The sequence below is a fragment of the Moraxella oblonga NBRC 102422 genome, from assembly GCF_001598275.1.
Lineage (GTDB): Bacteria > Pseudomonadota > Gammaproteobacteria > Pseudomonadales > Moraxellaceae > Moraxella > Moraxella oblonga.
The window spans coordinates 16,508-28,757 of the sequence record NZ_BCYQ01000029.1; the positions used below are offsets into that span (position 1 = coordinate 16,508).

Below are 12,250 nucleotides of genomic sequence, written 5' to 3' on the forward strand. Positions count from 1 at the left end.
AACCAAACAACGATTAAGGATTTTTTATGACAGAGTTACAAAAGCAATGGTATGAGCAAGGCGAGAATTATGCCAAAGCAGTCAATGAAATGGTCGCCTATGCCAATCAATACGGCTGGGATAATTATAAGGATAAAGAACCAGAAGACAATCGGGGTCATCTTGCCCCAGCGGTATTTGACGCACTTAAAAAAGCCAATTTGGAAAATAAAGTCAGTGAATTTCGCAATCAATTTCCGCCTGCCCACATTCCTTTTATCTCAATGTTTGAAGAAAAGTCGCAAGCCATTCGTTTAATCAATATCATTGATGAAAAACGAGCGGTGTTTTTTGCAGGCGGTGCGTGGGAAGAGTATCAGGTTTATTTGATTGACGAACATAAAATTATTGAATTGGACAATCAAATAACCGCCATTGGCAAAGCCAAAAATGGCACTATTTTTGCCATTGCTTTTGATGACAAAATCATTATCAAAGAACATTGGGACGGTGATGTCATAAAAACTGTTGCAAGAAAAATAACGGCTGATTTTCATATTACCAACCTTATTCCCTTTAATAATGGCGAAAAAGTATTATTGATTTCTCCTAATGGCATTTATTTAATTAGTGAAAATGAAGAGAAGTTGCTTAAATATGGGTTGTCTGATGATAGAGGATATGGTGAATTAAGTATGGAACACGGTGCATTATCGCACGATAATTGCTATATTGCCGTAGGCGACCAAAATTCCAATCACGCCATTTTGGATAATAATGGCGAATTGATTACGGATTTTTATCCGATGAGTTCTTATCCGCATTTTTGTGAGTTTTCAAAAGATGATACGCAGTTAATTGTCAATAGTTGTCATTTTTATAATGGCGTAACCAATAGCATTGATATGCAAAATTTTAAAACATTGGATGAAGAAGAAGACTTACCAATCATTGATGATGGAATGCGAGTATATGAAGGTGTTGCCGTAGAGGATTATTATATTTTGGGCGATGCTTATGGTTATATTCGTGCGGTGGACAAAACAGGCAAAGAACTTTGGCAACATTATTTGGGTTCTACCATTAGCGGTATGGCGATTTCTGATGATAACAAAACGCTTTGGGTGGGGGCGTATTCTGGATTTTTGCACAAATTATCCTTAAACACACCATACCGAGATACGCATACCATTGGCACGGGCGATTTATTTGAAGAATTTAGATTGATTATTTGGAAAGGTGAAGAGCAAATTTGGTGGTGGTAAGTTTTTATTTTTAGTTAAGGATATAAAATGAACTTTAAATCCCAAAATTCTATCTATTATATAGAAGATAAGATATTAACAATCGCTTTTGCCGACAGTAAAAAACCAGACCCAACAACTTATTTGATTTTACAAAGAGAAATTGACAATTCTGAGCTTTATTATTATGAATTTTGTTCCAGAGAGTTTTCTAATGAAGGTGGCATAAAAAAGGTGGTTATTAAAAATAATCTATTAGAAATTACTTTTAATGATAATCAAAATATCGCTAAACAAGGAACGAAAGTGATTCAAATTTATTTTGATGAAAATAAAGACATTACACAAAAGCTAATTGATTTATTTTCGGACAGTGATGTTGAATTAAGCCCGTAGGTTTGTTTGAGGTACGAAACCCAACAATTTCAAGACTTAAAATGTTGGGTTTAATTGTTGTTCAACCCAACCTTGTATCTACGAGCTATTTGACAAAAAAAGGTGAAATTGATGAAAAAAAGTACATTGTTAATTAAACTCTTTAATGGTGTGTGGATAAGTGTCTTATTTTATTTGCTATGGATTCACCCTTATTTAAATCGCCCAAACCCAATCCGTGATATTTTAAAAGTGTTATTGGCGTATTTTGTGCCATCGGCGTTGTCAGTAGTATTGATATGCTGGGTTCAATTTAGATTGATAAAGAAATATCCAAACAAACCCTTTTCCCAATTTCCCCTAAATTGGCGAGAGCAAGTACCACCTGAATTAACAAAATTGACCTTGCAAATGATAGCGATTGTACTTGTTGGTGTTGTACTGGGTATGGTGGTGTTTTCATTTGTTTTTAAACAATTGGCGATATGGCTATTTGGGGAATTTTAAATGGTTATTGATTTAAAATTTATCCCCCACATTTAATCGCACCACAGATAACATAAAGGAAAAATGATGAGTATTTTAACCAACGAACAACAAAAATCCCGCCGTTGGCATTTGATTTTGGGCGGTGATGATGGCTCACTTAGTGAGAAAGACAGACGACTTTCGCAAGCCCTAACCGCTCTATATGGTGGGGCGGGCGATGATGATGCAGGCAAAAAAGCAGGGCTTGGGCGTTCTGCCCCCAAAGTCGCCAAGTGGCTTGGCGACATTCGTGAATTTTTTCCAAGCTCAGTGGTGCAAGTGGTACAAAAGGACGCTTTTGAACGGCTTGGGCTAAAACAAATGCTGTTAGAGCCTGAATTTTTGTCAGCGATGGAGGCTGATGTGCATTTGGTGGCGGACTTGGTGAGTTTGCGATCTGCCATGCCAGAAAAAACCCTAGACACCGCCCGCCAAGTCATCAAAAAAGTGGTGGACGAACTTTTAAAAAAACTTGAAAGCAAAACCACCCAAGCCATTCGTGGGGCGGTCAATAAATCCAAACGCACCTACCGCCCACGCTTTAATGACATTGATTGGGGGCGGACGATACAGGCAAACTTACGCCATTATCAAAGCGACTACCAAACCGTCATTCCAGAGACTTTGATTGGTTTTATGTGTCAAAACCGCAAAATGACCGACCTTGATGAGGTGATTTTGTGTGTGGATCAGTCGGGGTCTATGGCGACCTCGGTGGTGTACAGTGCCATTTTTGCGGCGGTGATGGCAAGCATTCCTGCGGTCAAAACTCGTCTTGTGTGCTTTGATACGGTGGTGCTGGATTTGACAGATGACCTTGCCGACCCTGTGCAGGTGCTGTTTGGCGTGCAACTGGGTGGCGGTACGGACATCAATCAGGCGGTGGCGTATTGTGCCGATAAAATTGAACGCCCCGCCCAAACACACCTCATACTCATCACCGACCTATACGAAGGGGGCAACGAAAAAGAGCTGATTTCACGCATTGCCAACCTAAAACGGCAAGGCGTGAATGTCATCACACTACTTGCCTTGTCAGATGATGGGCGACCCTCTTATGATGAAAATCTTGCCAAGATTTTTGCAAGTCTTGACTGCCCTGTATTTGCCTGTACGCCTGATGCCTTTCCTGACATGATGGCAACCGCCCTAAAACGAGAAGATGTGCTGGCGTGGGCGGGCGATAATGGCATTAAGGCGGTGCGGAGTTAGGTTGTTTTGGGCTGAATGGCGGTCAAAAATGCTCGCTCGCTGTTGGCGATGTAAGTTTCCGTTTTGTGAATATGATGGTAATAACGAACCGACCCATCAGCACAACGATAGTAAAAATTGCCCTGTTCATCAAGCCCAAGAATATTGATGGATTTTCCATGATGCCATTGCCCATAATGGTGGCTCACAAAATTCCCATTAGGCGAAAATTCTGGTAAAAACAACGCAAAAATAGGATATTCTTGCTCATTTGCCGATACACAACTGATATTAAAACGCATGTCCTGTATCTTTTTGCGATACAACTCATCAAGTGAAAGGCTCATCATTACTCCAAAAACAAACATTCTCCCATTTTAAAATAGGAAAATGTTTCCATATTGTCAATATGTTATAAAAGTGAAACTTGCCTTAATAATGCGGTGGCTTATCCGCCAACAAATCAAACGGTGCAATGCCGTCATCATTGCCATGCTGATTTTCCAAAAAACGATAAATCAGTTTTAATTGGTCTTGTAAATCTTGGATTTGTAAGGTTTGGCTGGTGATGACGGTATTTAATTCGTCTACCGTCTTTTCTAGGTAGGTGATTTTTATTTGTAGGTCGATTAATTCATCGGTCATTTTAAATCCAAATTTTTATTTTATAAAATAATAAAATCAAATTCTCATCTTAATCAAAAAGTAGAATAATTCATTTTATCCACACTTGGTAAACTAAATGGTGGGTGTGTGCCAATATCCACCAAAACAATGACATCGTGATAATAACAATAATGTAAAATATATTCGGAAGTTTTATCACCATTTCTTTGTTCAATATATTCTGGAATGCCAAGATGATAATGCCACAGGCAATATTTTTGGGCGAATTTGGCATGTTTGTACTCTTTTTTGGTGGTTGGGTTTGGTAGAATGGAGGATTTATTGCGACCTTGTAATTCCCTTACGCCATTTTCTTCTACATGAACCGCAAAATCCACAATCGCCAAACGCACTACTTCATCAAGACTTAAAAAGTTTTGTTTTAACCAATCGGCAAAAATTACTTTCATATTATTGCCTTTTAAAGTTTATTTTCAGCAGGTTTTGGCAAATTATCATTTAGCCAAGTCATTAAACCCTCTCTACCAAGCCCTTGCGGTAATAATAAGCCATTTTTCAACGCCTCCTCACGGCTTTTGAATCCTTTTAATCGTTCTTGCATGACCTCCATATCAAAAACCATGACATCATCAATGGACTTAATGTCATTTTCCAAACTTGTGCTAATGGCATTAACAATATAATCATTGATACTTATGCCTTGTGCGTTGGCGGTTGCCATGACAGTTTCTTGAAGTTTTGGGGGCAAATCTAAGGTAATCATAAGCTATTTTTTAAGGTTATTTTAAATGCGATTTGCTCTATTCTACAATTTTTATTCTACAAATAAAAGCAAATTTTTGTTATAATAATCCATTTTTATTTACAATCATAATATTATGGCACTCATTACCCTAAAAAATATCTGCCTTGCCTTTGGCGTTGCCCCCATTTTAGATAAAGTGAATTTCTCACTAGAAGCAGGCGAGCGGGTCTGTTTGATTGGACGAAATGGCGAAGGCAAGTCCACCTTGTTTAAGCTCATTACTGGCACACAAGTGCCTGATGATGGTGAGATTATCATTGCCGATGGCGTGCGTATTGCAATGCTTGCCCAAGATGTACCAGAGGATAATGGCACACTTTTGGATATTGTGATGGCAGGCGATAAAATGATTGCCGATTTATTAACAAGCTATCGTCATTTGTCGGACAAATGTAGTATGGGTGATATGGACGCTTGTACACAAATGACCGATATTGGACATCAGATTGATGCACTGCACGGCTGGGATTTGGAGCGAAATGCACGCACTTTGCTTGATACGATGGGGTTAAACCCAAGCGATAAACTTGCTAATTTGTCAGGTGGCAAAAAACGCCGTGTGCTACTGGCTCGTGCCTTAGTGGTCAAACCTGATGTGCTACTACTTGATGAGCCAACCAACCACTTAGATGTAGAAAGCATTGACTGGCTAGAAAGCTATCTTTTAAACCAAAATTTAACGGTGCTGTTTATTACCCACGATCGCAAATTTGTTGATAATTTGGCAACTGCCATTATTGAACTAGACCGTGGCAAACTATCTAGCTACGATGTATCACAAGGCATTGGCGGTTATGCTCGCTATCAGGAGTTAAAGGAGCTAGAACTTGAAGCCGAAGCCAAGTCCTTTGCAGAGTTTGACAAAAAACTTGCTGGGGAAGAAGTATGGATAAGACAAGGCATCAAAGCACGGCGTACTAGAAATGAAGGGCGTGTACGAGCTTTAAAAGCCCTGCGAGAAGAGCGAGCCGCTCGCCGTGATGTGGTGGGCAATATCACTTTAAGCCAAAACAATGCCGAAAAGAGTGGCAAAATCGTCTGTGAAGTCAAAAAGTTATGCTTAGAATATGACGGCAAAGTCTTGGTCAAGAATTTTTCAACCATTCTAATGCGTGGCGATAGAGTGGGCATTATTGGACAAAATGGCGTGGGCAAAACCACGCTCATTCGCACCATTTTGGGGCTTGATGAATCTGCCAAAACTTCTGGCACGGTCAAACTTGGTACTAATTTATCTGTCTCATTTTTTGACCAATTAAAAGACCAATTGGACGGCGAAAAAAGTGTTGCCGAAAATGTCGCCCAAGGCTCGGACTATGTAGAAATTGGCGGTCGCAAAACCCATATTTTGGGCTATTTACAAGACTTTTTATTTACACCAAACCGTGCCAGAACGCCTGTCAAAGCCCTATCAGGAGGTGAAAAGGCACGAGTGCTACTTGCCAAAAATCTACTCAAACCTGCCAATGTCTTGGTGCTTGATGAGCCAACCAATGACCTTGATATGGCAACTTTAGAATTATTAGAAGAGTTTGTGGCAAATTTTGATGGCACAATTTTGCTCATTAGCCACGACCGTACCTTTATGGACAATGTGGTTACCCAAACTTGGGTTTTTGAGACTGACAAGGACGGTAACGGCACCATTACTGAATATGTGGGCGGTTATGCTGATTATTTGGCACAAAAACAGCGAGCCGAAAAAGACACACCAAAACCAAAAGAACAAAAAACTAATAGCCGTAAGGGCGAATCGCAATTTACCCCTACAAAAACGGATAATACCACCAATTCATCAACTGCCCAAAAACGCAAACTCTCCTACAAAGAACAAAGAGAGCTTGAAAGTTTGCCAAACGAAATTAGCGAACTTGAAGATGAGCAAGCCAAGTTAAATGAAAAATTAGCAGACGGTTCATTATTTGTTTCTGACTTGGCATTGGCAACAAAATATAGCGAACGCTTGGGGCAAATTGATGACTTGCTACTTGAAAAATTAGAACGCTGGGACGAACTTGAGAATTTGGGGAAATGACATTGATAAAAATGGGGTGATATCACCCCATTTTTTTATGTTGTTAAATAAACAAACTATCCACGCTTGCCTTATCAAAGCGATATTCTTTACCACAGAACCCGCAGTCTAGCGTCAGTACGCCCCCATGAGCATCAAGTACTTGTAGAGCTTCATCATGCCCAAGCTGGACAATCGCCCCCTCACTTTTTTCTGGCGAACAGGTGCAAGCAAAATGTAGGGGCGTGATGTCTGGTAGAGCGACATTTTCTTCGTGATATAGGCGGTATAAAATCTCATCTGCGGGCAAATCGGTCAGCTCGTCCGCCTTAATGGTGGCGGTAAGCGTGGTGAGTCTGTCCCACAGGTCGGGGTCATTTTCTTTGTCTTCGTCTGTTTGGGGTAGTAGTTGAACCAATATCCCGCCCGCTGTTGTGTCATTGCAGGCAAGTTTGATGAGTGTGGAGATTTGGGCGGATTGTTTTTGATAATGTGCCAAGCATTCTGCCAAATCATCGCTGACACGTTCAACGATGCCTTGATAACTTTCGCCAAACTCTGGGTGAATGCTGATAAATAGCACGCCCTTATCCAGTAGGGTAAAAGCATCATTTGCTGTTTTGGTATTTTGCCAAATCGCACGTTCATCATCACTGTGGTTGCTAAACCCTGCCAATGCTCGCACCGCCCCTGTGTGGTCGCATTCTGCCATGGCAAAGCGAAATGGGGCATTTGGGTCAGCAGATTGGAGCTGAATGGAGAGTTTGCCGTCAATTTTTAGTGTGCTGATGAGCAAACTTGCCGAAACCAGCATTTGCCCAAGCAACTCTTGTAGAGATTTGGGATAATCTTTTTGGGCGGTAACGGTGGCAAAGCTGTCAGTCAATCGCACCACATCTCCACGCACAGGCGAGTCTTGGATAAAAAAGCGTTGGCGATAGTCATTCATAAATTTTCTCAAAAATGGGTTAAAAATGATTGCTTATGTATGGGGATTTTATTTAAAATAAAAAGGTTGTTTGCGAGGAAAAAATAATGACAAAATTCATCACTCTTGACCAATTTCACACCCTTGCTGATACTTGCCCCTACGATTTTAGAGGGGCGGTGGCAAATTTGGCATTACTTGATGATTTTGAATGTGGTGGGTATTTGGGTGGCGGGGCAGATTTGTCTGTACCAACTTTACTCCACGCTTATCGATGTGGTGTTTTTCCATGGTTTAATCAAGGTGAAAACATCGCTTGGTGGTCGCCCAATGAGCGATGTGTGATTTGCCCTGTGGACTTTCAACCAAAAAAATCTCTTATCAGAACTGCCAAACGCCAAGCATGGACATTGTCTGTTAATTTGGCTTTTGATGAAGTCATCAAAGCATGCAGTCAGCCACGAGCCTATACCGATGAGACATGGATAGGGCATGACATGATACAAGCATACAATGATTTGAACCATTTGGGGGTGGCGATAAGCGTGGAGGTGTGGGACGGCACGCCCACCCAAAGCCAGCTTATCGGTGGACTGTATGGTGTAACGGTAGGGCGGGTCTTTTGTGGAGAGAGTATGTTTCACCGCCAAACGGACGCTTCTAAAATCGCCTTTTGGGGTTTGATGAGCTTGTGTGTACAATGTGGTATAGAATTGGTGGATTGTCAGCTTGAAAATCCGCATTTGATGAGTTTGGGGGCAAGGATTATGCCTAGAAAGGTCTATTTGTCAATGCTAGATGAATTAAGTCAATCATCAATGGCTAAACCTTTGCAACTGATTGAACCTTTTGGGGTAGGGGAATTATTGTCTTGGCAACAATTAAGTCATCATAAATATGGCGATTGACGCACCGACAATATGAAATAAAATGTTTAAATAAAACCTTGTTCTAAATGTGCCTTTGCTTGTTTTGTGATTTAAAAATTTTTGGGCAAAACTTGCTCCAATCCAACCACCTAGCATGTCTATTGTGTGTAATGTCTCTTCGAAAGTTCGCCACTCTCCATTTTTGGCTTTATTTTTATCATGCCAATAAAAAATAAAGCTAATTAGGCTGGTGATGATATACCATACAAAAATCAATTTTTTCACATTGAAAAATAAAACAGCCATTGCTATTAAAAATAAATAAATCAAGCCAAATAAACAAACGGCATTTAGTGTGCTGTGTTTTTGTTCATTGGTATTTTTTATGATAATAAATAATCTCTTGTTCAATGGTTATTCTATTCTCTTTTCATAGATTTGGTAATTTACTAAATATTTTTCATCAATCCAATTCTGCTCGTGAAAAAATATCCAAAATCAATTCATCATTTTCACAAGCATTTTTAAAGGCTAGGATAAATTCTTTTAAGGCATTGCTATTATTAGAATAAGCACAAAACATACCACTTTCTGAATCAAAACAAATGTCATCTTGTAAATGTGGTACTTGTTCTTCCAAAAACACAATTGCCAAAGATTGCCAATCATAGCCACCACCTTCAAAACCTTCATCGGCACGGCTATCAAAAATAAATTGTTTATAGTCGCCAATATCATTCATAATAATAGAAACACTGTCATCGTGTTCTATCCATTTAAATGGGTGGATTTGTGTATTAAAAACAGTCATGGTAATTTCCTAAAATACTCAAAAGTGGCATTAAAAACACCACTTTTGAGATTGAGTTAAAATCAATATTTATACTCATCAGACTTAAATGGTCCATCAACACTCACGCCAATATAGTCGGCTTGTTCTTGGGTCAGCTTGGTCATCACACCACCAAAACCTGCCACCATTGCTGCCGCCACTTCTTCATCCAACTTTTTGGGTAGGACTTTGACATAAACCTTGCTAGGCTTATCATCGCTTGGCAAATCAGCAAATTTTTCTTGGTAAAGATGAATTTGCCCAAGCACTTGGTTGGCAAATGAACCGTCCATAATACGAGAAGGGTGTCCTGTGGCATTACCCAAATTAACAAGGCGACCTTCAGATAAAATAATCAAATAATCTGATTCATCGTTTGAGCGGTACACTTGATGAACTTGAGGTTTGACTTCCACCCATTTCCAGTTATCACGCATAAACTGGGTATCAATTTCGGTATCAAAATGCCCAATATTGCACACCACCGCCGTTGATTTTAATGCTTTTAACATCTGGCTGTTGCACACATGATAGTTACCTGTGGTGGTAACAATCAAATCGGTATCTTGTAATAGAGCCTTATTAACCCCTTGATTTTGTTCGCCATTGATAAAAGGCGACACCAACTCATAGCCGTCCATACACGCCTGCATTGCACAAATGGGGTCAATCTCAGAGACACGCACAATCATTCCTTCTTGGCGTAGGCTTTGGGCTGAACCCTTACCCACATCGCCATAACCAATCACCAAAGCACGGCGACCAGACAACAGCATATCCGTGCCTCGTTTAATGGCATCGTTTAGCGAATGACGGCAACCATATTTGTTGTCGTTTTTGGATTTGGTAACAGCGTCATTGACATTGATAGCAGGAACTTTTAGCTCGCCTTTGCCCAGCATTTCAATCAAACGGTGAACACCTGTTGTTGTTTCCTCTGAAACACCGTGAATCTTATCAAGCATTTGTGGGTATTTGTTATGGATTAAGGCTGTCAAATCGCCACCATCGTCCAAAATCAAGTTGGCATCCCACAATTGACCGTCCTTGTGGATTTGTTGCTCAAGACACCATTCATATTCTTCTTCGGTTTCGCCCTTCCACGCAAAGACAGGAATGCCAGCAGCAGCAATGGCGGCGGCGGCGTGGTCTTGCGTTGAAAAAATATTACACGAAGTCCAACGCACTTCTGCCCCAAGCTCAACCAACGTTTCAATCAAAACGGCTGTTTGAATGGTCATATGAATACAACCAACAATCTTTGCACCTTTTAGGGGCTGGGCATCTTTGTAGCGTTTTCTAAGCCCCATTAGAGCAGGCATTTCGGTTTCGGCAAGTTTAATCTCCTTGCGACCAAACTCGGCAAGGGCAATATCAGCAACTTTGTAGTCAGTAAAATTAGACATCTATCTATTCCTTATTAAACAGTTAAAAGATAGGGTATGTTGAACTTTTTATTGATAATTAAAAATAAAATTTGGCCATTTTAATGTAAAAATGCCATATTTATTTCTAAATTATTACTAAATGTAAATAGTGTTAAAATATTCAACAATCCTAAACAGATGTCGTTGTTTTATAATGATTTTTAATAATTTAAACATCATTAAACCAAGCCTGACTTTTAAAAAGTTGCAACATCTCTTGGTGTGCCTATTATAGCAAACTAAGAATAAATTTCACAACATCAAAATTTTGTTAAGTTGATGAACTTGTCAGTTTCTTGTAAAATAGGTTGTTTTTGTCATTTTGAGTATTATTGTGATTTTAAAAGCCTTTTTGGTGGTGTTTGGGTGCTTATTTTTAGGGGAGGTGTTGATTTACTTGACCAATCTGCCCCTACCGCCTAGTGTGATAGGGTTGCTGATTTTGTTTGGTGGACTACAAAGTGGTTTGGTAAAACTTACCACCGTTCAGCCTCTTGCTAAGGTCATGCTAGAATATCTGGTGTTACTGGTTATCCCTGCATGTGTCTCTATCATGCAGTATCTGGACATTATCAAGGTGGATTTTTGGGTGTTGATTGGGGCGACCGCAATCAGTACGATTTTGGTGCTACTCTCCACTGCCAAAAGCTATCAATGGGCAAGAAACTGGCAAAAAAATCGCCATAAGGGCAAGTCATGAGTGAACTTTTAAATAGTCCTTTTTTATTGCTATTTATCATGGTGGGGTGTTTTGAGGCGTGTGTATGGCTTCGCAATAAATTTAAAAGCCCATTCATTAACCCCTCATTGGTTACAACCGTAGCAGTGATTGCGGTGTTTAAGCTTGTGGGTATTTCTTGGGAAAGTTTTGAAAAAGCAAGCGGTTATCTGACCTTTTGGCTACAACCTGTGGTGGTTTGTCTTGCTGTGCCGTTATATATCCAATGGCAAAAAATCAAAGTACAATGGCTGCCAATCCTTTTATCGCAATGTGTTGGCTCGTTTGTGGGTGTGGTATCAGGGGTGTATTTGGTGCGACTGTTTGGCGGTAGTGATGTGGTGGCGGTAGCAATTGCATCCAAGTCTGTTACCATGCCCATCGCCATTGAGGTAACCAAAGAGCTTGGTGGGGTGGTTGGCATTACCGCCAGCACCGTGCTGATTGCAGGCGTGGTGGGGCAGGTATTTGGCGTGGCACTGTTGGCATTCTTGACCATCAAACGCCCGATGGCAATCGGTTTGTCTATGGGAACAGCCTCTCATGCACTTGGCACGGTACGAGTCATGCAAATGGGGTCAAGATTTGTGGCGTATGCGACATTGGGCTTGATTTTGAATGGGATTTTGACGGCATTTTTAGCACCGATGATAGTGCCTTATTTGATAAATTAAATTGGGCGACTTATTGACAATCTATTTTTTAATTTGGTG

General features: G+C 40.3%; 16 protein-coding genes. 8 read left to right on the forward strand and 8 right to left on the reverse strand.

The window, feature by feature from the left end; translation table 11 throughout:
• Positions 1-26: 26 nt before the first annotated feature.
• From MOB01S_RS08600 to MOB01S_RS08615, 4 genes are all read left to right on the forward strand, one after another.
• The gene (locus MOB01S_RS08600; protein WP_066803976.1) at positions 27-1,244 is read left to right on the forward strand and encodes a YncE family protein; all 1,218 of its coding nucleotides are present in this window, start codon (positions 27-29) and stop codon (positions 1,242-1,244) included.
• Between the two features lie 27 nt (positions 1,245-1,271).
• A complete protein-coding gene (locus MOB01S_RS08605; protein ID WP_066803979.1) occupies positions 1,272-1,619 on the forward strand; it encodes an Imm10 family immunity protein in 348 nt (115 codons plus the stop codon).
• Between the two features lie 111 nt (positions 1,620-1,730).
• Positions 1,731-2,105 carry a hypothetical protein gene (locus MOB01S_RS08610; RefSeq protein WP_066803982.1) on the forward strand — a complete coding sequence of 125 codons (375 nt, stop codon included), beginning with the start codon at positions 1,731-1,733 and terminating at the stop codon, positions 2,103-2,105.
• A 66-nt stretch (positions 2,106-2,171) separates the two neighbouring features.
• Positions 2,172-3,338 (forward strand): vWA domain-containing protein, encoded by a 1,167-nt coding sequence (locus MOB01S_RS08615; protein WP_066803985.1) that lies wholly within the window; start codon positions 2,172-2,174, stop codon positions 3,336-3,338.
• Here the strand turns inward: MOB01S_RS08615 and MOB01S_RS08620 are convergent.
• The 4 genes from MOB01S_RS08620 to MOB01S_RS08635 form a co-directional block, all read right to left on the reverse strand.
• Positions 3,335-3,664: a hypothetical protein gene (locus MOB01S_RS08620; protein ID WP_066803988.1), complete on the reverse strand. Its 330-nt coding sequence runs from the start codon at positions 3,662-3,664 to the stop codon at positions 3,335-3,337. The two genes, MOB01S_RS08615 and MOB01S_RS08620, sit on opposite strands and share 4 nt — an antisense overlap.
• Before the next feature lie 85 nt (positions 3,665-3,749).
• Positions 3,750-3,962, reverse strand: coding sequence for a SlyX family protein (locus MOB01S_RS08625; RefSeq protein ID WP_066803991.1), 213 nt, complete (start codon positions 3,960-3,962; stop codon positions 3,750-3,752).
• A gap of 53 nt (positions 3,963-4,015) precedes the next feature.
• On the reverse strand, positions 4,016-4,393 hold the full coding sequence (locus MOB01S_RS08630; RefSeq protein ID WP_066803994.1) for a hypothetical protein: 378 nt from the start codon (positions 4,391-4,393) through the stop codon (positions 4,016-4,018).
• An 11-nt stretch (positions 4,394-4,404) separates the two neighbouring features.
• The gene (locus MOB01S_RS08635; RefSeq protein WP_066803997.1) at positions 4,405-4,707 is read right to left on the reverse strand and encodes a toxin-antitoxin system HicB family antitoxin; all 303 of its coding nucleotides are present in this window, start codon (positions 4,705-4,707) and stop codon (positions 4,405-4,407) included.
• 115 nt (positions 4,708-4,822) lie between these two features.
• Between MOB01S_RS08635 and MOB01S_RS08640 the strand changes: the two genes are divergently transcribed.
• The gene (locus MOB01S_RS08640; protein WP_066804000.1) at positions 4,823-6,784 is read left to right on the forward strand and encodes an ATP-binding cassette domain-containing protein; all 1,962 of its coding nucleotides are present in this window, start codon (positions 4,823-4,825) and stop codon (positions 6,782-6,784) included.
• Positions 6,785-6,827: 43 nt separating this feature from the next.
• Here the strand turns inward: MOB01S_RS08640 and hslO are convergent, their stop codons facing one another.
• Positions 6,828-7,712, reverse strand: coding sequence for an Hsp33 family molecular chaperone HslO (gene hslO / locus MOB01S_RS08645; protein WP_066804004.1), 885 nt, complete (start codon positions 7,710-7,712; stop codon positions 6,828-6,830).
• Positions 7,713-7,798: 86 nt separating this feature from the next.
• Between hslO and aat the strand changes: the two genes are divergently transcribed.
• Positions 7,799-8,599, forward strand: coding sequence for a leucyl/phenylalanyl-tRNA--protein transferase (aat, locus tag MOB01S_RS08650; protein ID WP_066804007.1), 801 nt, complete (start codon positions 7,799-7,801; stop codon positions 8,597-8,599).
• On the opposite strand, the gene MOB01S_RS08655 is transcribed toward aat, so the two are convergent.
• The 3 genes from MOB01S_RS08655 to ahcY form a co-directional block, all read right to left on the reverse strand.
• Positions 8,573-8,845, reverse strand: coding sequence for a DUF1294 domain-containing protein (locus tag MOB01S_RS08655; RefSeq protein WP_169798138.1), 273 nt, complete (start codon positions 8,843-8,845; stop codon positions 8,573-8,575). The genes aat and MOB01S_RS08655 overlap by 27 nt on opposite strands.
• Positions 8,846-9,023: 178 nt before the next feature.
• Positions 9,024-9,371, reverse strand: a complete 348-nt coding sequence (locus tag MOB01S_RS08660; RefSeq protein WP_066804013.1) for an immunity 51 family protein — start codon at positions 9,369-9,371, stop codon at positions 9,024-9,026.
• Between the two features lie 62 nt (positions 9,372-9,433).
• Positions 9,434-10,798 carry an adenosylhomocysteinase gene (ahcY, locus tag MOB01S_RS08665; protein ID WP_066804015.1) on the reverse strand — a complete coding sequence of 455 codons (1,365 nt, stop codon included), beginning with the start codon at positions 10,796-10,798 and terminating at the stop codon, positions 9,434-9,436.
• Between the two features lie 379 nt (positions 10,799-11,177).
• Here ahcY and MOB01S_RS08670 point away from each other — a divergent pair, with 379 nt between their 5' ends.
• Both MOB01S_RS08670 and MOB01S_RS08675 read left to right on the forward strand, forming a co-directional pair.
• Positions 11,178-11,519, forward strand: a complete 342-nt coding sequence (locus tag MOB01S_RS08670) for a CidA/LrgA family protein (RefSeq protein ID WP_281177241.1) — start codon at positions 11,178-11,180, stop codon at positions 11,517-11,519.
• Positions 11,516-12,211 carry an LrgB family protein gene (locus MOB01S_RS08675; protein ID WP_066804020.1) on the forward strand — a complete coding sequence of 232 codons (696 nt, stop codon included), beginning with the start codon at positions 11,516-11,518 and terminating at the stop codon, positions 12,209-12,211. The genes MOB01S_RS08670 and MOB01S_RS08675 overlap by 4 nt, the downstream gene beginning before the upstream one ends.
• Positions 12,212-12,250 lie beyond the last annotated feature (39 nt).